Below are 19,662 nucleotides of genomic sequence, written 5' to 3' on the forward strand. Positions count from 1 at the left end.
TAAAGCGTCGAGATTGCAAACGGCCCAGAGATTCTTTGGGCCGTTTTTGTTGAACAGATTTATTTTCTACCGATTTTAGGAGAACAACATGACTGCAATTACTGCAAGCATGGTAAAAGAATTACGTGACCGTACTGGTCTTGCAATGATGGAATGCAAAAAAGCATTAACAGAAGCTGGTGGTGACGTCGAACTTGCGATTGACAACCTTCGTAAATCAGGTCAAGCAAAAGCTGCTAAAAAAGCAGGTAACATTGCAGCTGATGGCGCGATCACAATCATCCAGGAAGGCAACAAAGCGATTCTTGTTGAAGTTAACTGTCAAACTGACTTCGTTGCAAAAGACGAAAACTTCAAAAACTTCTCTGATAAAGTTGCTGCTGCTGCACTTGCTGCAAACGAAACTGATGCTGCGAAAATTGCTGAACTTAAACTTGAAGACGGTTCAACTGTAGAAGAAGCGCGTGTTGCACTTGTTCAAAAAATCGGTGAAAACATTCAAGTTCGTCGTGCTCAAATCGTTGAAGGCGAAAACTTGGCTGTTTACAAGCATGGTTTAAAAATCGGTGTTGTTGTTTCTTACACAGGTGATGCTGACACTGGTAAAGGTATTGCAATGCACGTTGCTGCGTTCAACCCAGTTGCGGTAAATGCAGAAGCTGTTCCAGCTGACTTGATCGCTAAAGAGAAAGAAATTGCTGAAGCGAAAGCATTAGAATCTGGTAAACCAGCGAACATCGTTGAGAAAATGGTAACTGGTTCAGTTGAAAAATACTTGAACGAAGTTGCTCTTGATCGTCAAATGTATGTTATCGACAATGACAAGAAAGTTGCTGATGTATTGAAAGCGACTGGTACTGTTGTCGCTCAATTCGTTCGTTTCGAAGTGGGCGAAGGTATTGAGAAGAAAGCTGAAATGAGCTTTGCGGAAGAAGTTGCTGCTGCTCAAGCTGCTGCGAAGTAATTCGTATCTTCTAAAAAAACCCGGTCATTTTGACTGGGTTTTTTATTGCCTATTAAAAAGCCCACTTCATCAAATGGGCTTTTTAATATCATTTAAGGCTTATTCAGCTTCTTTTTTTAGCTCGTATTTGCTTGCCAATTCACCTGTAATTTCTTTACCTTCGGTATCTAAAGCTTTCAGGTAACCTTCAGCAACGAAATATTTACGGCCATCACCGGCTTTATCCAATGTGATGACTGAGGTATTTTTGCTATCAAAGGTGAAGCTACCTTTGCTTTCGAAGGTTTTACCATCACCTTTGCCTAAATATTTTTCTTTTAATTCATAAGTTTTATCTAGATTTAGTTCAAGCTCAGTCTCAATACCTTCGCAGTCAGCGCATGGAAGAACACCTTTATAAGTACCATTCCAGTCGAGTGAGTTTTCCGCTGTGTGCGCACTGTCAACAGCTTCATGCGTTGTTTCTGTTGTGGTTGCAGCTGGAGGGGTTTGCTCGTCAGTTTTTGGTGTTTCTGCCTTGTTACACGCGACAAGGAAAACCGATGCTAGAGAAATGGCAATAATTGATTTTTTCATCTTGGATAGAACCTTATTGGAAAGTATTGATATCCAAGTTATTAGATTTTAAAAAGAAATGGAAGTAAGGGAATGTAAGGGTTGTTTAACCTTTGGTAAAGCAAGACAAGCTTAACCTTGTCTTGCCTTGAAGCGTGGATTTGATTTGCAGATCACAAATAACTTGCCACGACGCTTTACAATCTGGCAATCAGCACTACGGCGTTTGGCACTTTTGAGGGATGAGCAGACTTTCATTGTACTTCTCTATATTTAATGTAATGTTATAATATTACATTAAATTTGTCTTGTAAAGTTCGTCTCGTTGTCGAAAGTGTAAATGAAGGGGGAAAATAAAAAGTCCTTATCTTTTAATAAGAGCATGTTTGAATGTGGGGCAGAAAATGAGACTCCAACTCGTGACGCCAACTTGGTTATAGTTGGGATATAGTTAATATTAATTTAGATCAAAAACTTAAGGTGTATGCTTGTAATCTAAAGTACATGAAAATTAAACACCACTAGGTTGCAGTTAGCCAACAATAATTATGAATATAAAGTATTTAATACATACAATATTTTAACTAAGTGTTATATTTTTTATATATGTGAAAAATTTAAAATAATGATACCAAATAAAAAAAGAAACTTGATATAACAACGGCTTATACAGGGCAATTTACCGGGTTAAAGATTTAGCTTTTCGGCTGTGACAAGCTTTATTCTGTTCTAGTTTAAATTGAGGAGTCGAGCAGACTCTCGTGATGAAATATATTTTTCATTTAAAACAGGAGAAAAATATGCTACCTCCATTTTCTACATGAGTTGAAAGTAACGGATTTATTTTTTGTTAGATGAAATGTGAAATTCTTTTAAATATTGATGACACGATACCTGATGGTATTAAAGCACAAACTGAGTGAGTAGTTAAAAAGATTAAACCAACCTTGTCAGACTTGTCTGCCAGTTTAATGTCAGCCAACTGACTCGCTATAGGTTAGATGAGAAATATGATGGAAAAATTGCCATGGATTGCCTTGAGTGTGGATAATGAGTTCTAAAATTCTTCAGGAAACTTCGCTACGTTATTTTTTGGAAGTGGTACGGTGTGGCTCAATTGCAGAAGCATCGCTCAAACTAAATGTTGCTTCATCTGCAATTAGTCGGAAAATTGCCCATTTGGAATCGAATTTGAATGTATTGCTGTTCGAGCGTAAAACTCATGGCATGAAACCTACTTCGGCAGGAGAAATTTTAGCAGCTTATGCGTTAAAATTACAATTGGAAAGTGATCGGGTCTTTAATGAAATCAATGCTCTAAAAGGTTTAAGTAAAGGTAGTATTAAAATTGCCTGCTCGACAGGTTTCTCACTCGATTTTTTACCTTCAATTATCGCTAAATTTCAGTCCTATTATCCTGATGTGCAAGTTTTTTTACATGCTGATAGTGGTAAAAATGTCATTAAACAACTTAAAGATGGTACTGCTGATATTGGTGTGACCTTTAATCATGTGTCCCAGTCGGATATTTCTGTGTTGTATTCTGTCAATGCTCCGATTTACTGTTTTGTTACCCCACAGCATGAACTGGCAAATCGTAAAAGTATTACTTTACCGCTTCTTGAAACAGTACGTTTAGCATTGCCTCCATGCGGGATTGTATTACGGGATGTATTTGATGTGCGTTGTAGCCATCAGGGTGGGGTGATTAAGCCTATTTTCACTTCTAATACCATCAGCTCGATTGTATCGTATGTGTTAGCAGGTGGGGTTACACTTTCGTCAGAGCTGGTACTAAAATCTTATTTAAGCCAAAATATTATTAAAGCCATTCCATTACAAGACAATATTTTAAATAATGCGCTGTCGATAGAAGTGTGTAAGTTAAGTGGGCGGATCTTGCCTGATGTGGTACGCGTGTTTTTAGAATATTTATATGATGAATTGGCTGTGCCGGAAACCAGGATTGATTAATAAGACAGATAGTAACAAAGCATGTTTTTTGATGGAGGTAAAATCAAGTTAAGAGATTAAATTTCCTTACTGTACTTGATACGCGAATATATCATTCGCAACTGTACAAAAATAATTGTTTCTGCGAAAATTTGATTATTGAGGTTTGTTTACGATTTTTGTGAGGAGAAGCCAAATTCCACTTTTCATTTGCCTCAACAAAAATTGGGATAAGCTCCAATGATTAGATTTATTGATAAGGCTCTCTCATGAGTCTATATAAAGAAATTAAGGAGTTTTTTTAAACTCCTTAATTCATCAACTCTAGCTATGTATTAAACCGCAGATGCCGTGTGATCATACTCAATCTTGCTAATCTGACTAGTATCTACAATACCTGTTTTAAAGTCAGTTTGCGTCTGCATTAAAGCACTAAGATCTAGTTGTGGCTGGGCCAGATCAGGATCGTGTTCGCAGTGCTGAGCTAAAGCATCTGCCATGCGTAGGAGCGTAGTATCTTCGCGGAAGCCTGCGATCATTTGCAGTCCAAACGGCATATTAAGATGATCACGTCCAAGTGGAAATGAAAGTGCAGGATTGGTCATCAATGTTACTACATAGGTTAGCGATAACCAGCGATAGTAATTTTCTAGTGGTCTACCATTCACTTCGCTCAAATACAGGTTTTGCCATGAGAATGGACTGACAGGTGTGACAGGAGACAAGATTAAGTCATATTGATCGAACAGTTTTTGAAAATCTTTAAAATACTGGGTTTGAGTTTTTTGCGCCCATATGCAGTCAGTCAACTTCATATTGGCACCCATTTCATAGTTCATACGTGGATTCGGACCTAGAAGCTCAGGGTTCTTCTCATAAGTGTTTTGCAGACCGGCAACAAAAGCTTCGGCACGCAGCACATCGAAGCAGCGGTGTGCATCGTCTAGATTGAATTGGATTTCTTCACAGCTTTGAAAAAGCTTACTTATTTTCTGAATTTTATTGCGAAATACCTGACGAATATCGTTATCGACTTCACAGCAGCCAAAGTCTTCGGTGTAGGCTACACGCAGTTTAGATAGGTCAACTGGAGGTAGGTCCCGGATATCGGCAGACATTTGTGTATCGTAACTGAGAGGATCATTTTTAGATAAACCAATCGTTGCAGCCAATTGCAGCCAAGTATCTTCGACATTACGCCCCATTGGGCCGACCACAGAAATTGGAGTCCAGCCCAATGGTTTACGCTGGCTTGGCACTAAACCTGCTGAAGGACGTAGGCCATAAATCCCGCACAGGGCTGCAGGAATACGTAGCGATCCGCCTGTATCCGAACCTGTACATAGGGGTGCAAGACTTGCAGCTAAAGCTGCGGCAGACCCACCTGATGAACCACCAGCATTTAAACTTGGATTAAATGGGTTGCCTGTTGCACCCCAGACAGGATTACGAGTGTTAGCACCTGCACCCATATCAGGCACATTGGTCTTACCTAAAATGATCGCACCTGCATGACGTACCCGTTGCACCAGTTCATTGTCTGCTTTCGGAACATAATGCTGATAGGCTAGCGAACCATAAGTGGTATTTAAATTTTGAGTGTCTTCTAAGTCCTTGATACCGATAGGTAAACCGAATAATAAGCCGCGTGCCTGACCAGCCATGAGTTGCTGTTCTTGAGATTTGGCATCAGCCAGGGCTTGTTCATAGTTTTTAGCACAAAAGGAGTTGATTTTGGGGTCGATTTTGATGATGCGATCTATATAGATTTGTGTGAGTTCTACAGGTGAGATTTGTTTTTTTTCAATCATTTTTTTCAGTTTTACTGCACTAAATGACGCTAGCTCTGAAGTATGAGACATGTGAAAATCCTATGTTTTATTTATCGATATTTAAAGATATTAGTCATTTCTATACTTCACACAATTAGAATAAATAGAATACTTCATTGCTGAATTGGCAATATTTATACATATAATTTTTGAAATTAATGAACTTTGAATACGAGCCAATGTACTCAAGCATTGCCATTTGGGCAAAGATAAATTGCGAAAAATGCGCTTGAGTAAAGCCAAGGTGCTATTTATTTTGATTATTGAAAACAACAAGATTTTAAATAATGGAGAAATTGGCAATGGCTGCATGGATAGAGAAAATAGGCGTACGTAAATATCTGGTTTTTTTACTGCTGTATTTAGGTTGGTGCATTTCTTTTATTGATCGTACAGCAATTAGTATAAGTGCTACACATATTATTAAGGATTTATCTATTTCCCCTGTACAAATGGGGGCGGTGCTAAGTATGTTTTATATTGGCTACACTATCATGCAGATTCCTGGAGGATGGCTGGCCGATAAAATCGGATCAAAAAAAGTTATTCTAGTCGCGGTTGGGCTATGGTCGATTTTTACCATGTTGACAGGCATGGTTGAATCCTTAATGGGATTGCTCGTGATTCGACTTTTATTTGGTTTAGGGGAAGGAGGTTTTCCGCCTGCATCTTTTAAAAGTATTGCGGAAAATTTTAAAGGTATATCTCGTTCCAATGCATCTAGTGCGATGATGTCCTCAAATTATATCGGTAGTATGATTGCACCCTTAATTATTGCACCTTTGATCATCGCATTTGATTGGCGTAATACCTTCATGATCATCGGTGTTGTAGGTTTTATTTATATTGTGCTTTATGCCGTCTTAACACCTTCTAGTAAAGAGACCCAGAAGACAATAGATGTAACTAAAACAGCTTCAAGTCTTGTATTTAAAAACAAGTATTTATGGGCTATCTGCGCGATGTGGTTTGGCATTAGTATTGTCAATAAAGGCTTGGATACATGGATGCCAATTTACCTCATGACAGAGCGTGGACTTGACTTGAAATCAGTCGGCTGGTTGTTACCGATTCCATTTTTGATTGCAGGTTTAACAACAGCAGCAGGTGGTTGGTTTGTAAATAAATTCTTTGATGGCAAAGAACGACTGCTGATTATTCCTTGCTGTATTTTAATGTGCCTAGGTTTATATGAAATGTATTCGGCAGCTACCATTGCTCAAGTAATTATTGCACAAGGTGTTGTTTATCTTTTTAAATCTTTGATCTTTGCCTTGGTAATTGCTTTACCAGCAAAAAAACTACCGCAAGAACAAATTGGTCGCGGACTGGGAGTTATTAATACTGGAGGTATGGCCGCTGGTTTTGTGGCACCAGTGCTTATTGGCGCATTGGTCAGTTGGTCAGGCTATCAAGCTGTGTTCATGTTCTTAATTTGCTCGGTAATTTTCTCTTTATTAATGAGTTTTTGGATCAAAAGTCAAAAGACAGAGGAGGTTAAAAGTCAACTTTCAAATGCCTAAAGATAAACGGCTTTGTTATATAGACCTATCCCTAAAGGCTTATTCAGCAATATAATTTTTGGCTGCATAAGCCTGCATCTAAAATATATCGTATAACGAATTGGTTTTGTTACAACCAAGCTTTAATCAAACGTGGAAATATCACGATTTGGTTTGATTCCAATACTCACTAGGATGCCGAATCAAAAGACAAAAAAGGGATAAATCAAGTCTACTCAGATACTTTGGTTCAGTACTATTTAATGATTAAATCTTTCTTTCTTTCTTTCTTTCTTTCGTTTGTCTCTACGTATGCTTTTACACAAAGTCTAATTAATCTTTGTGGTTTGAGTTAAATGACATCAGATTAAACGATGATTTGAACATATTGCTAGTAGATAAACTGAATTCTATAGATTTTGAAATTTAGGTCAATGAGATTTATACACGTATGGTCGTATTATTTAAACTCATGAAACATCCAAGTTGTAATTTAAATTTGTGCAGATTAGGCTAGTTTTAACCTTATAATCTGTGTGCGAAAAAGCCATAGTAGATTTAAAAATAGGATTAAATGCTTTTATTTTAACATTTAAATCATTTTTATTATTCATTTCGGGCTAATGTGAATATGGGTATTTTAAGAACATAATTTCTAGTGTTATAAGAGAGTGTTACAGGAGAGAAATCTTCAATGATTCGCCGAAGGTGCAACATCCCGGAAACTCTCAGGCAAAAGGACTGTAATCAATCAAAAATCTGGAGAGTGCTTAAACAGCACACCGAAGGAAGAAGGGGAAAACCCGAAACTCTCAGGTCACAGGACAGATGGGGCATCACATGAACTGGTGAGGATCATATGCCACATATTGCGATTATCGGTGCTGGGATCACGGGAGTGACCACTGCTTACGAATTAATAAAACAAGGTTTTAGCGTTACTGTTTTTGAAAAAAATTTATATCCAGCAATGGAAACTTCCTTTGCGAATGGTGGACAACTTTCTGCGTGTAATGCAGAAGTGTGGAATCAAAAATCCACAATTGTCAAAGGCATAAAGTGGATGTCACAAAAAAATGCGCCATTATTACTTAATCCATCCTTTAATATGCATAAATACACATGGTTGGTCGCATTTTTAAACAACATTAAAAATTACGAAAAAAATACCATTGAAACAGTACGTTTAGCCCTGGATTCGCGTAAGCACATGTTTGCGATTGCGGATCAAGAAGGATTTGACTTCAATCTGAAAAAAAAAGGCATTTTACATTTTTATCATACAGCTAAAGATTTTGAAGTTGCTAAAAATGTCAACGCATTGCTTAACCGCGGTGGTTTAGAGCGTTATGGAGTTACTCCTGAAGAAATTAAAGCAATTGAACCAACTTTAACCGGTGACTATTTTGGCGGATTCTTTACCCCAGATGATGCGACAGGTGACATTCACAAATTTACTCGTGGCTTGGCCACAGTCTGTGAAAAGCGAGGTGTTAAATTCTGTTTTGGTGCAAATGTACTGAAAATTAATCCTGCGCTGGATCGAGTTGAAATTTTATATAACCAACAGAACCCTAAACACCAAATCGAACAAGCGGCAGAGACATCTGTTTTTGATGGCGTTGTGATTTGTGGTGGCGTAAATAGTTACCATTTAGGTGATCAACTTGGGGATAAGATTAATATTTATCCTGTGAAAGGTTATTCGATTACCGTGAATCTAAAAGATGAACGTAGTGTAAAAAATGCCCCATGGGTGAGCCTACTGGATGAAAGTGCAAAAATTGTGACTTCTCGATTAGGAGTAGACCGTTTCCGTGTTGCCGGCACAGCAGAATTTAATGGTTATAATAAAGATATTCGTAATGATCGAATTCAGCCATTGATTGATTGGGTTAACAAAAACTTTGATATCGCTACCGACAGTGTAGTGTCTTGGGCTGGCCTCAGACCGATGATGCCAGACATGATGCCAAGAGTACAACGCAGCAAACAAGCGCGGGTGTTCTATAACACTGGTCATGGTCATCTTGGCTTCACTTTATCTGCTGCGACGGCAGTCATGATCAGTCACGAAATTCAACGTGCTTTAGTGGCTTAAAGCTACTGTAGAGGGGGTGAAATGAAAAATTTTGTCTCTAAATTTCAGTACCGCGATAAAAAACTTGGCTGGTTGATATTTGGTTTAATGTTTGTATTACAAATACTTATCATACTCGGTAATGTAGCGGTGCAGGATCATAAAAACCAGAATACAGCACAGCCTATCTTGGAAATACAGCCGCTCAATTTATTCAAAAAGATGCCAAAGCCATCTAGAGCGCACTAAAATTAGGTTAAATTAAAATGAAATTATTTACGACATACGGACATTTATCGATTTCCACTGAACTCTATGACTTTATTGAAAATGAAGCCTTGATTGGAACGGGAATAGACAGCGAAACCTATTGGGAAAACTTTGAAAATGTGGTGTTAGATTTAACGCCCAAAAATAAGGCTTTATTACAGAAGCGAGATGATTTACAGCAACAAATTGATCAATGGCATCGTAACCATCTTTTTGAACTAAATGCCTATAAAACATTCTTAACTGAAATTGGCTATTTACTGCCTGAAGTCGAAGACTTTCAAGTAAGTACTGAAAATGTCGATGAAGAAATTGCTCTTTTAGCTGGTCCTCAATTGGTGGTGCCAGTACGCAATGCCCGTTATAGCCTAAATGCAGCCAATGCACGCTGGGGTTCATTGTATGATGCTTTATATGGTTCAGATGTGATTCCTGAACATGAAGGAGCAGAGAAAACCAAAGGATATAATTCTGTTCGCGGAGCAAAAGTTATTACTTTTGCGAAAGACTTTTTGGATCAAGCCTTTCCTCTGCTACAAGGCTCTCATCATGATGTGAGCCAATGGCAGATTAAAGATGGAGCTCTGGTGATTGGTCTTCAAAATGGCGAAGTCACCACATTAAAAGATACCAGTCAATGTGTCGGTTTTAATGGAAATGCTGCTCTACCAACTGAAGTTATATTAAAAAATAATGGCTTACATGTGATTGTACAATTTGATCCTATACACGTGGTAGGTCAGCAAGATGCTGCTGGTATTAAAGACATCATTCTGGAAGCAGCAGTAACCACTATTCAAGATCTAGAAGACTCTGTATCTGCTGTTGATGCCAAGGATAAAGTAGAAGCCTATCGTAATTGGCTGGGTCTCATGCGTGGCACCCTAGTCGAAGAAATTGAAAAAAATGGGAAGCTATTTACGCGTAAACTGAATCAGGATCTGCATTTTAACAATCTCCAAGGTGAAAAACAGAGTTTGCATGGTCGTTCATTGATGTTATTACGCAATGTCGGGCACTTAATGACAAATCCAGCTATTCTTGTAGATGGGGAAGAAGTTTATGAAGGTATTATGGATGCTTTAATTACACCATTACTTTCTTTGAGTGACTTGCGTGGTCAGAATTCTTTGCTAAATTCTCGTAGAGGTTCGATGTATATCGTAAAACCGAAAATGCATGGTCCTGAAGAAGTCGCATTTACAGTTGAGCTGTTTGAGCGGGTAGAACAAGCACTGGGTTTGCCCAACAAAACGTTAAAAATTGGGATTATGGATGAAGAGCGTCGCACCTCTTTAAATCTAAAAAATTGTATTGCAGCAGCCAAAGATCGTGTGATTTTCATTAATACTGGCTTTATGGATCGGACGGGTGATGAAATTCATACTCTTATGGAAGCAGGTCCTTTTGTGCCAAAAGCTGAAATCAAGAATCAAGTCTGGTTTGAGGCCTATGAAAATAGAAATGTCATGATTGGTTTGAAAACAGGCTTACAAGGTAAAGCACAAATTGGTAAAGGGATGTGGGCTAAAACAGATATGTTGGGTGCGATGTATCAAAGCAAATCTGAACATCCTGAAGCTGGGGCAAGCTGTGCATGGGTTCCTTCACCTACAGGAGCTGTAATTCATGCACTACATTACCACCAAGTCAATGTCGCTCATCGTCAACAGGAATTATTAAGAACTGAAACACTGAGTTTAGATGAGCTTTTAACACCAGCTTTGGCTAAGGACACGAACTGGTCAAAAGAAGAAATAACCAAAGAACTGGAAAACAATTGCCAAGGCATTTTGGGCTATGTAGTGCGTTGGGTTGATTTAGGTATTGGCTGTTCTAAAGTTTTAGATATTCATAATGTTGGATTAATGGAAGATAGAGCCACGTTACGTATTTCTTCTCAACATGTCGCGAATTGGTTGCGTCATGGTATTGTTTCATACAATGAGGTTGAGGAAGTGCTACAGCGTATGGCGAAAATTGTGGATGCACAAAATGAACATGATCCACTTTATAGCCCAATGTCTGCTGATTGGGACAATAGTATTGCTTTTCAAACTGCTTCAGATTTGATTTTTGAAGGGGCAAAGCAGCCTGCGGGCTATACTGAACCATTGTTACATCGCGCACGTTTGCAAGTGAAAAAGTCTTAAGAGGGGAATGACCATGCTTATAGAGCATGGTCATTTTAAAGCGTTTTACTCATTGATTGTGCATTCTAGGTTAAGTAGGACTGAGTAGGGTTCTAAGCTTTAGTGAGACGGTGTATTGCTTTATATTTTATACCAAGTACAACTGCTCTGATTAAAAATAAATTTATTTAAACTCAATAAAAAAGCCTTTATCGAAAGATAAGGGCTTTTTTGAATTTGGAGCGGGAAACGAGACTCGAACTCGCGACCCCAAGTTTGGCAAGGGGGCTAGCTGTTCTTAAAGTGCTATAGATAAATTGATAGAACATCTATATTGAATTCTTATCCGTAATTTGGAGGCGATATCAGGTGTTATAAAATATCATTCGGTCTTAGGGAAAAATTGATGTGTTCACGTACTAATATTTGCATGGTTGGAATAATATTTCGAATATCGCCACGTCTCCACTGAAAAGCATAATGCAGTGAGGGGAGTGGAGGATGACTTTCAAGTTGAATCAGTGTGGAATCTGCACCATTTTCCATCCAGCCTTTGGGTAAAAAACCAATCCCAATACCTTCTCGAATCATGCCGGCAACAGCACTCCAGTTATTACAGGTAATACGTTTAATTTCATAGATATTCTGGCTTAATAGCCATTCATCCAGAATACGGGTTGTTCCCGCACCGGCGGGTAGGGTGACCAGTGTATGTTGAGTTAATAGACTGATTAAATCTTGGGGTGAGCCCTGATCGAGTAAAGACTCGGCGATCATCCATACAAAATCAGCTTTGGTAATAGACTGAGAGAGAATACTGCTTTTAGAAGACCGGCCAGCCATGATGGCAAAATCGAGCTCGCCTGCATCTAATTTCTGTTCAAGCACGGCACCTACATCTACGTAAGGTTCTAGGTGTAATAAGGGGTGCTGGGACCTGCACCTTTAGCTGTAGCTTATAACTTTTCTATTACTGGTCACATTAGTAGTTCTGGTGTATTTACAGCATCAAGCTATCAAACTACGTACTTCAAGCCAGTAAAGGCTGGCCAGAATCTTAGTTATGTATCTGCTGGAAGCTCAGTTATATCGGTCTTATCTTTTTATGATTCAAGTTTTAATTTTATTAGTCCGATTGTGGATAATGGAGGAGTAGCAGTAAGAACGGCTGTAGTTCCTGCAAATGCTGCATATGTCAGACTATCCAATAACCCGACACTTGTTGCTTTGCCATACTGTAATGCTGTCATTGACTCAGTCATTAATTCAAGTGATGTGGTAAAGCAGAATGATTTCACTGTAGAGACTTCATTAAATTTTGCCCACCCTGAGTACATTATTAATGATTACTACGTAAATAACACAGGGACTATTTCTGCTGGCGCTGGTTGGAAGTATATCAAGATTCCGGTAGTGGCAGGCAAGACATATACGTTTGGTGGATTTGGCATTACTACAAGCGGCTACTACTCGGTTCAGAATGTAGCAAGTAATTAATGCTACTTTGATGTATGGAATTTATCAAACAGGAACATTACCTAAAACAATAACGATTCCCGAAGGTGGGGCTTGGTTGGCTTTGATGTGTGTCGTCCGCAAACAGATCTATCTTTATATGCACAGCTGGCGGCATATGAGGGTGATGTCTTATTAGATTATTGAGCCCATCGATACTATCTTCGCATTAGCGGCCTAAAATTTGCGGGTACTGCTGAGGGTGGTGATGTTCTCTTGCCAGAAAATGTTGTCGTTCAAGGCGGTGATGCAACGCTAGGAACCATAACAGCTGATGAATTAATTTTCGGAAATATCAGAGGAGCATGGCCACGTTCTCCAGAGGGTCTACCCGTCGGAGGCACATATGTTGATGAAAATGGGTTTGTTAAAGTAGTGATCTAATTATGGATATTTTTTTCAGCTAATACACTTGGGGCATCAATTTGCCCCATTTTTAATGGGCACATAGCTATTGTCTGTCATAACACTGATCGTTTGATTGATCGGCACTATGGATTAGCCGAGATGTATGCATTTAAACACAACGTGCAATGCACATATTTTTTACATGCGTTTGGCGAGACAACTTCTTCAACTCTAGATGGAATAAACTCTATAGAAAACCAGAATTATGGTGAAACCATCAAGACAGTGCATCACACTGGCCGCATTAGTTTTGGCCTATATTAGCGGTCAGATATGTGGATCAATCCACGCACTGGTGCTCAAGAAACAATCCCAAATTATAATGCCTTAAAATGGACTAGTCTGGGCAAGCAATATTTCCCTAATGTTGTTATTGATGCCGCTAAATCAGTCCGTTATCCAAATCATGGACAACAACTTTTTGATGTGTCCAATGGTGATTTTGGCTATGACATGGTTAACCAGATCATGGGTGCGTCAAACCTTTTGGAGACCTACCTTCATATTGAACAGCAACTAAACCATATCAAAGCAATTCCTGGAGTTGATTTAATTTCAGGATCTTTTACCAATGGTGCTCAAGGTGGCTGGAATGTGTTAATTCCAAAATTATTTGGTATGCGTAATTCAGCTTATGGGTATGCAGGTAATAATGGCAATATCAAATATATTGGCCTTAGCCGCCAAGAAATGATGATGCAGGCCTCTACATGTCAGGGTTGCGATGCTGTAAATGCTGGGCAAATTGTAGATCAAACGATGGCTTTAGATTATTCAGCTTCTGAAATTGATCGAGCAATTGTCGCCGGTGGGCTTTATAGCGAGTTTATGCACTGGCATAGCTTGTATAGATTTGGTGATACTGCTTTCTTTGAGCTATTTATGTAGATGGTTAATATTGCAATTAATGGTCGTGATGTCTGGCGAGCGGGCAATAATGAAGTAAATGAATACTATGTTATAGCCAATTCAATAGAGCGTATTGGTAGCTACATGGCCAGAGGTAAAGCATATATAGCGGTTCGGTTTAAGGATCTTTTTATTGACTCGGATACCAACGGTGTTAGTAACGCAATTAACCCAACTAGAATGACCACCCCAATTTCTATACAAATTGATTTAAATGGGATGAGTCTAGCGGGTAAAAATATTTATTCTCGTCAGGCACAAATGGTTAGAAACATAGGCTCAAATCATTGCATTATTAATGTCTCGCTAATCAATACATATAAGAACGGTACAATGTTGTTTGAAGTTGAAAAGGCATTTACCAATGATCAACTTTATGATGCCTTAGCACCTAATTTAAGTATTTCAGGTAGTACGGTTACATCTGACAAGAAAGCAAAGTTCGTTATTTGGCGTAAAGTGATTGAAGCGGTGCACAGGGTAAATAATTTTTCAGGCTCTTTAACTTATCCGTTTGATACAACGAACTACATATATTATGTAGGTGGTATTACAAGAAGTCGTATCAGTTCTCTCATTCACGTGGACATATAAGTGTACGAAAAGTATAAATACTTTGATGTCTGGGGAATATTAATATGACGCTATTTACATCATGTTCTATGATAGGTTTAGAATGAAGAATAAGTATTGGATTTGCGCTTTCCTACTAGTGCCTGTGGTTGGCTGTGCACAGGATTCTAATCCCTCGGAATCAGTAAAAGATAAAGCACTTTCAACACGGGAAGGAAATTATCAGCTCAATGCTGTAGCACGTACAGATTTGGGTAATTATTTTGATGTTCGATCTTTTGGAGTAAAACCTGATAAGAAAACAGATTGGACTAATAAAATTGATGAGATTATAAAAGAAATTGGTCCGAACTCTACCCTTTATATCCCTTCGGGGGTAGATTGGGATTATAGAGGGGTCTACAGTAAAATGAAGGATTATCAGACGATTATCGATGATTCCGGTAGAGATAAGCCAAGGAAAGTATGGCAAAACTCGAGATATATTTGGTATAAAACAAATTCTGAAACCGAGAAAACCTCTGGTAATACATTTGGTATTGCAGGGAATTATCATCCTGCTTTCTTTATTGACACTTGGTCAGATGGTATTAATGGGAGAAGATCTTCAGTAATTTTTAGGGATCACGGTGAAGCTAAATGGCAACTTGTTTCTAATCCTGGTAGTGATATACGCGACTTTTCAATTGTTCAATATGGCTCAAAAGTTTATGGGACTAGAAGCCTAGTAATCGGGCATCAAGATGGCCCAGCATGGGGTAAATATGCTTTTAATGCTCCAATTAGTAAAAATACAACGACAAGTTATACTTTTGGAAAACCTCCAAGTGTGAAAGAGAATGACGCCTTTTCAACTCAATATTCAAGACCAGATACAGACACAGGAGGATTTACCCAGATTTATAAATATGGCAATGATATTTCGTATAGAACCGATATTTTGAAAGATGGCACCAAGATCGATACGTTGAAAAATGATGGAAAAATTACTACAAACTCTAATGGCGCGATAACTGGCAGTAGGTTGAATATTATTGCTCCCAAATCGAGTATAGCTTTGACAAAAGATAAATCAGGGTCCTTTGTTTCGAATGTTAATGCTTCTGGAGCCATTTTAATTACTTTGCCTAAAGCGGAGCCCGGCATTAATTATGAAATATCTGTAGATTCTAAAAATTCAATATCGATTAAACCAAATGGTTTCGATTCTCTTGCTGGATTAGCATCAGGTCAGGCTTTGCAATCAGCCTCAATTCAGTCAAAAGTTAAATTGGTAGCAGTAAGTAATTCTGTCTGGAGTGTTCAGCAAAATGGGGTATGGAGTAACCGATAGAAATTTAGGCGATAATCTTACAGGTACAGCGGCGGTAAATGAAGCCCTAACTTGGTTAGGTACACCTCACCACCACCAAGGCCGTGTAAAAGGTGTTGGGGTAGATTACAGTACTTTGATTTGTGAGGTCTATGAAAAAGTAGGGCTTATGGATCATTTGGATCCGCGACCATACCCACCAGACTGGCACATGCATCAGATGGGGCAACTTTATTTAAAGCTCATTTTGGGTGTATGTGATCCGATTGAAGGGCCACCACAACCGGGCGACATCGTTTTATATCATTTTGGCAAGTGCATTAGTCATGGTGCAATTGTTATTGAGTGGCCGCAGATCATTCACAGCTATATCCATCAAGGAGTCATTATTCAGGATGGAACCAAAGGGCGTTTAGCCCGGCGAATTGTCGGGTTTTTTCGTATGAAGAGGCTGAAAAAATAATGGGTGGATTATTTGGTGGTACTACGATTAGTACAACGGATCCCCGTATTAACTCTATGCGGATCCAGCAATCAGCATACGGGCTTTGTCAGCCTTTGGTTTATGGTAAAACCCGTGTAGCTGCAAACATGTTTTGGTACGGTGATTTTTGAGCAAAACCTCATACTACGGTTGAGAAACCAGACGGTAAGGGGGAAGCAGTAAAACCAGCGATACTATATTTAGTTATAGTATTTCACTCATGCTGGGGTTATGCGAAAACCAAATTAAAAAGATTGGCTTGATAAAGAACAGTACATACCAAAGCAGAAAGGTTCTATTACGCTAGATCCAATCGACCTGCTAAAGTTTGAATTATTTGATGGTAATAATAACCCGCCTTGGGGAGTAGTTACAAAGCATCTTGATCAGGCAATTAACTACCCATATTTGGGATATGTAGCATGTGCTAATTATGAGATGGGAAATAGTGCCAGTCTTTCAAATCATAACTTTGAAGTAATTAGCGCTATTACGCTATCAGACAGTATTGATGATGCTAATCCGGCAGATGTGATTGAGGACTTTATTACACATCCACGCCATGGGGGCAGCACCTAATTTAAATAGGGCTGATTTAGAAGAGTTCCGTACTTATTGTCGTGCAGCCAATCTCTTAATTAGTCCTGCATTCACCGAATAGCGAGCTGCTTATGAAACAATTAATGAGATTGTTGAGGCTGTATAAATTGTGCTGTGGTACCAAGTCCAGACGGTTTAAATATCCGTTCTTATGGCGATTCAGCAATTACTGGAAACGGCGCTACTTTTACACCAGATCTCACACCGGTTTATCATTTAACTGATGATGATTTTATTAGTGATGATGAACCAGTACGAGTTCGCCGTAGCCGTGATACTGATGCTTATAATCATGTGCAGATTGAATACATCAATCGCTACAACCAGTACAACACAGAAACGACTGAGGCCAAGGACCAAGCAAAAATTGAAATGTTTGGGCTAAGTACTCAGGATCCCGTAGAAAGTCATTACTTCTGTGAGCCTAAAATAGCGAGTCATGCTGCATAGTTTTGTTTACAACGATTGCTTTATGTGCGTAATGAATATGAGTTTACCTTAGGTTGGAAGTATTGCCGTTTAGAGCCAATGGATATTGTTACCATTACAGACGTAGCATTGGGCTTAAATCAATGCCCTGTCCGTATCACACGTATTGAAGAAGACGAGTTCGGTGAATTAACCATCACGGCTGAAGAACTGGCCATAGGTTTAAGATCTGCCATTGAATATGATTCACAGGCATCTAATGGTTATCAAGGTGGTAACAAAGAACCGGGAAATATTAATACTCCAGCTATCTTTGAGCCTCCGTTAGATTTAACGGATGGAAAGAATCAAGTATGGGTAGCTGTATCAGGTGGCATTAATTGGGGGAATTGTAATGTGTGGACCAGCCTTGATAATACGACTTATGAAATGATTGGCATAATTTATGGCTCTGCACGATACGGCCATCGATACGGATGATACGGCTTTACAGGTTGAGCTAAATACAGCAAATCGTATTCTCAGTGGAACCTTACAAGATGCTCAAGCCGATCAAATGCTTTGTAAAGTAGGTGATGAGTATTTTAATTATCAAGTGGCCACTTTAAACGGATCTGGTCTTTATACCTTAAGTGATGTGCTACATGGGCGTTTTGATGATGCTCAGATTCATAACGCTGGTGAGCCTTTTGTGAGTCTTGATCGGGCAATTTTTGAATATCTATACAATGAAATCTTGTGGGTAAACAGATCTTCTTAAAGTTCACTAGCTTTAACGGTTCGAAGCGCAAAGAACAGACATTAGATGAGGTAACAGCATACAGCTATACACTATCTGGCGGACGTCCTGCGGGTGTGAAGGGCTTATCACTAATCGCTGTTTGTTGGAACTACATTTAAAGTTCAATGGCAAAGCTCAGCAGGTGCAGACGGTTATCGTATGCAAGTCTGGTCGAATGATGCAATGATTCGTGAAGTTGATACAACAAATAGGGATTACAGTTATTCGATAGAAGAGGCTAAGACTGATGGAATAGGCCGAGCTTATACAATTTGTGTAGCCAGTAAGGACGGCTACCAGATCAGCACCTATGCTGAATTAAGTATTAGCAATCCCGTACCGCCAGTGCTCCTAAATGTTTATACAGCTGCTACGGTTGATTCAATTACAGTGAATTGGGTACCGAGCGAAGTGCCAGACCTGAAAAACTATGCTGTATGGCTCAGCATGACTTCTAATTTTGATCCTACACAAATGCCGCCAACTTGGACCAGCAAAGATTTAACAACTACTTTTGGAGACCTACAGCCAACAACCCCATATTACATTCGTGTCGCTGTACGTGATCTATGGGAAAACACAGTCTGGAACTATATATAAATCAGATTACTCAAAGTACTTCTGAAGCTTAATTTAAATTAATTCATAGCACCCAAACGGGTGCTTTTTTTGCCTACTTCTGGAGTAAAAGGCATGGAACCAGTTTCTACAAGCGGTTTAACAGCACTATTAAAATTTTATGGGGCGGCAATTATGGTGACTTTAGGTGTTACGTTAGTTGTATTGATGACACGTATGCCACGGTCACCTCAAGAGTGGGCAGTGGGCTTGATCTGTACGGTTATATCAAGTTTGGCGGGCGGTTCATTCATTATTGTGAAGTGGGGGCTTTATGAATGGATTACGGATATTTGGGGAATGATTGCATTTGGTGGGTTCTTCTTTATTTGTGGGATTTCCGGCTGGGCTTTGGTCCGATGGATTATTAACTTTATTGATAAACAAGAAGGTAAGACGATAGTCGAAGTAATCAAAGAAGTTAAGAAAGCTAGAAGAGACATTGAAAACATTTAATGCCGCCTTCGGGCGGTTTTGTTTGGAAGTACACGTATAAGAGAGAAACTACCTGTTGTCCCTGCAAGCCCTGACTACTACGAAAACTTATTGGCAACTAATATTATGAAACGACCACCTTCGGGTGGTAATTCTTTTTTTACGGGTAGGAAAACGTGTATGAAGCGTGCGTCAACTAACAGAAACAATTTTTTAACAAAGTCATAGGAAGTCCTTTAGCCTGATATTAAAAAACGGATGGGAGTAAAGTTCGTCTATTAATTCTATGGGAAGTAAGAAATGTACTTTA

At 39.0% G+C, this 19,662-nt stretch carries 17 protein-coding genes, 2 pseudogenes and 2 riboswitches; of the genes and pseudogenes, 15 read left to right on the forward strand and 4 right to left on the reverse strand.

The window, feature by feature from the left end; translation table 11 throughout:
* Positions 1 to 88 precede the first annotated feature (88 nt).
* Positions 89 to 964 carry a translation elongation factor Ts gene (gene tsf / locus IEV39_RS01385; protein WP_005287814.1) on the forward strand — a complete coding sequence of 292 codons (876 nt, stop codon included), beginning with the start codon at positions 89 to 91 and terminating at the stop codon, positions 962 to 964.
* A gap of 99 nt (positions 965 to 1,063) precedes the next feature.
* Here tsf and IEV39_RS01390 read toward each other — a convergent pair whose 3' ends face one another.
* On the reverse strand, positions 1,064 to 1,540 hold the full coding sequence (locus tag IEV39_RS01390; protein ID WP_005287811.1) for a copper resistance protein NlpE: 477 nt from the start codon (positions 1,538 to 1,540) through the stop codon (positions 1,064 to 1,066).
* A 111-nt stretch (positions 1,541 to 1,651) separates the two neighbouring features.
* Entirely contained in the window at positions 1,652 to 1,777 is a 126-nt protein-coding gene (gene ykgO, locus IEV39_RS01395) for a type B 50S ribosomal protein L36 (protein WP_005231541.1), read from the reverse strand.
* Positions 1,778 to 2,569: 792 nt separating this feature from the next.
* Here ykgO and IEV39_RS01400 point away from each other — a divergent pair.
* Positions 2,570 to 3,493: a LysR family transcriptional regulator gene (locus tag IEV39_RS01400; RefSeq protein WP_005287808.1), complete on the forward strand. Its 924-nt coding sequence runs from the start codon at positions 2,570 to 2,572 to the stop codon at positions 3,491 to 3,493.
* 314 nt (positions 3,494 to 3,807) lie between these two features.
* Here the strand turns inward: IEV39_RS01400 and IEV39_RS01405 are convergent, their stop codons facing one another.
* Positions 3,808 to 5,334 (reverse strand): amidase, encoded by a 1,527-nt coding sequence (locus tag IEV39_RS01405; protein ID WP_005287804.1) that lies wholly within the window; start codon positions 5,332 to 5,334, stop codon positions 3,808 to 3,810.
* A 272-nt stretch (positions 5,335 to 5,606) separates the two neighbouring features.
* Between IEV39_RS01405 and IEV39_RS01410 the strand changes: the two genes are divergently transcribed.
* The 5 genes and pseudogenes from IEV39_RS01410 (at position 5,607) to IEV39_RS01425 (ending at position 11,309) form a co-directional block, all read left to right on the forward strand.
* Positions 5,607 to 6,827: an MFS transporter gene (locus IEV39_RS01410; protein ID WP_005287801.1), complete on the forward strand. Its 1,221-nt coding sequence runs from the start codon at positions 5,607 to 5,609 to the stop codon at positions 6,825 to 6,827.
* Between the two features lie 62 nt (positions 6,828 to 6,889).
* Positions 6,890 to 7,159, forward strand: a pseudogene (locus IEV39_RS18425) (transposase); the annotation flags it as partial.
* Positions 7,160 to 7,473: 314 nt separating this feature from the next.
* Positions 7,474 to 7,560, forward strand: a riboswitch (glycine riboswitch).
* A gap of 3 nt (positions 7,561 to 7,563) precedes the next feature.
* Positions 7,564 to 7,636, forward strand: a riboswitch (glycine riboswitch).
* Positions 7,637 to 7,665: 29 nt separating this feature from the next.
* Positions 7,666 to 8,907 carry a D-amino acid dehydrogenase gene (locus IEV39_RS01415; protein ID WP_005287798.1) on the forward strand — a complete coding sequence of 414 codons (1,242 nt, stop codon included), beginning with the start codon at positions 7,666 to 7,668 and terminating at the stop codon, positions 8,905 to 8,907.
* Positions 8,908 to 8,928: 21 nt separating this feature from the next.
* The gene (locus tag IEV39_RS01420) at positions 8,929 to 9,135 is read left to right on the forward strand and encodes a KGW motif small protein (RefSeq protein WP_005287796.1); all 207 of its coding nucleotides are present in this window, start codon (positions 8,929 to 8,931) and stop codon (positions 9,133 to 9,135) included.
* A gap of 17 nt (positions 9,136 to 9,152) precedes the next feature.
* Positions 9,153 to 11,309, forward strand: a complete 2,157-nt coding sequence (locus IEV39_RS01425) for a malate synthase G (RefSeq protein WP_005287793.1) — start codon at positions 9,153 to 9,155, stop codon at positions 11,307 to 11,309.
* 351 nt (positions 11,310 to 11,660) lie between these two features.
* Here the strand turns inward: IEV39_RS01425 and IEV39_RS01430 are convergent, their stop codons facing one another.
* Positions 11,661 to 12,176 (reverse strand): substrate-binding domain-containing protein, encoded by a 516-nt coding sequence (locus IEV39_RS01430; protein WP_005287790.1) that lies wholly within the window; start codon positions 12,174 to 12,176, stop codon positions 11,661 to 11,663.
* A 39-nt stretch (positions 12,177 to 12,215) separates the two neighbouring features.
* Here IEV39_RS01430 and IEV39_RS01435 point away from each other — a divergent pair, with 39 nt between their 5' ends.
* From IEV39_RS01435 to IEV39_RS01470, 8 genes and pseudogenes are all read left to right on the forward strand, one after another.
* On the forward strand, positions 12,216 to 12,785 hold the full coding sequence (locus IEV39_RS01435; RefSeq protein ID WP_005287787.1) for a hypothetical protein: 570 nt from the start codon (positions 12,216 to 12,218) through the stop codon (positions 12,783 to 12,785).
* 234 nt (positions 12,786 to 13,019) lie between these two features.
* Positions 13,020 to 13,187 (forward strand): hypothetical protein, encoded by a 168-nt coding sequence (locus tag IEV39_RS01440; protein ID WP_155757813.1) that lies wholly within the window; start codon positions 13,020 to 13,022, stop codon positions 13,185 to 13,187.
* A gap of 297 nt (positions 13,188 to 13,484) precedes the next feature.
* Entirely contained in the window at positions 13,485 to 14,099 is a 615-nt protein-coding gene (locus tag IEV39_RS01445; RefSeq protein ID WP_005287784.1) for a hypothetical protein, read from the forward strand.
* A complete protein-coding gene (locus tag IEV39_RS01450) occupies positions 14,100 to 14,714 on the forward strand; it encodes a hypothetical protein (RefSeq protein WP_005287780.1) in 615 nt (204 codons plus the stop codon).
* 82 nt (positions 14,715 to 14,796) lie between these two features.
* Positions 14,797 to 16,026, forward strand: a complete 1,230-nt coding sequence (locus IEV39_RS01455; RefSeq protein ID WP_005287777.1) for a hypothetical protein — start codon at positions 14,797 to 14,799, stop codon at positions 16,024 to 16,026.
* Positions 16,004 to 16,468, forward strand: a complete 465-nt coding sequence (locus IEV39_RS01460) for a C40 family peptidase (protein ID WP_005287774.1) — start codon at positions 16,004 to 16,006, stop codon at positions 16,466 to 16,468. The genes IEV39_RS01455 and IEV39_RS01460 overlap by 23 nt, the downstream gene beginning before the upstream one ends.
* Positions 16,468 to 18,931 (forward strand): annotated as a pseudogene (locus tag IEV39_RS01465) (phage tail protein). Before IEV39_RS01460 ends, IEV39_RS01465 begins: the two are co-directional and overlap by 1 nt.
* A 61-nt stretch (positions 18,932 to 18,992) precedes the next feature.
* Positions 18,993 to 19,373 carry a hypothetical protein gene (locus tag IEV39_RS01470; RefSeq protein ID WP_005287757.1) on the forward strand — a complete coding sequence of 127 codons (381 nt, stop codon included), beginning with the start codon at positions 18,993 to 18,995 and terminating at the stop codon, positions 19,371 to 19,373.
* The last annotated feature ends 289 nt before the right edge of the window (positions 19,374 to 19,662 follow it).

The sequence above is a fragment of the Acinetobacter courvalinii genome, assembly GCF_014635545.1.
In the GTDB taxonomy this organism is placed as follows: domain Bacteria; phylum Pseudomonadota; class Gammaproteobacteria; order Pseudomonadales; family Moraxellaceae; genus Acinetobacter; species Acinetobacter courvalinii.

Excerpts from the sequence above, each read along its gene's own strand:
- IEV39_RS01425 (WP_005287793.1), top strand. The coding sequence starts at position 9,153 with ATGAAATTATTTACGACATACGGACATTTATCGATTTCCACTGAACTC.
- IEV39_RS01415 (WP_005287798.1), top strand. The coding sequence starts at position 7,666 with ATGCCACATATTGCGATTATCGGTGCTGGGATCACGGGAGTGACCACT.
- tsf (WP_005287814.1), top strand. The coding sequence starts at position 89 with ATGACTGCAATTACTGCAAGCATGGTAAAAGAATTACGTGACCGTACT.
- IEV39_RS01420 (WP_005287796.1), top strand. The coding sequence starts at position 8,929 with ATGAAAAATTTTGTCTCTAAATTTCAGTACCGCGATAAAAAACTTGGC.
- IEV39_RS01390 (WP_005287811.1), bottom strand. The coding sequence starts at position 1,540 with ATGAAAAAATCAATTATTGCCATTTCTCTAGCATCGGTTTTCCTTGTC.
- IEV39_RS01445 (WP_005287784.1), top strand. The coding sequence starts at position 13,485 with ATGTGGATCAATCCACGCACTGGTGCTCAAGAAACAATCCCAAATTAT.
- ykgO (WP_005231541.1), bottom strand. The coding sequence starts at position 1,777 with ATGAAAGTCTGCTCATCCCTCAAAAGTGCCAAACGCCGTAGTGCTGAT.
- IEV39_RS01470 (WP_005287757.1), top strand. The coding sequence starts at position 18,993 with ATGGAACCAGTTTCTACAAGCGGTTTAACAGCACTATTAAAATTTTAT.
- IEV39_RS01455 (WP_005287777.1), top strand. The coding sequence starts at position 14,797 with ATGAAGAATAAGTATTGGATTTGCGCTTTCCTACTAGTGCCTGTGGTT.
- IEV39_RS01405 (WP_005287804.1), bottom strand. The coding sequence starts at position 5,334 with ATGTCTCATACTTCAGAGCTAGCGTCATTTAGTGCAGTAAAACTGAAA.
- IEV39_RS01400 (WP_005287808.1), top strand. The coding sequence starts at position 2,570 with ATGAGTTCTAAAATTCTTCAGGAAACTTCGCTACGTTATTTTTTGGAA.
- IEV39_RS01450 (WP_005287780.1), top strand. The coding sequence starts at position 14,100 with ATGGTTAATATTGCAATTAATGGTCGTGATGTCTGGCGAGCGGGCAAT.
- IEV39_RS01460 (WP_005287774.1), top strand. The coding sequence starts at position 16,004 with ATGGGGTATGGAGTAACCGATAGAAATTTAGGCGATAATCTTACAGGT.
- IEV39_RS01410 (WP_005287801.1), top strand. The coding sequence starts at position 5,607 with ATGGCTGCATGGATAGAGAAAATAGGCGTACGTAAATATCTGGTTTTT.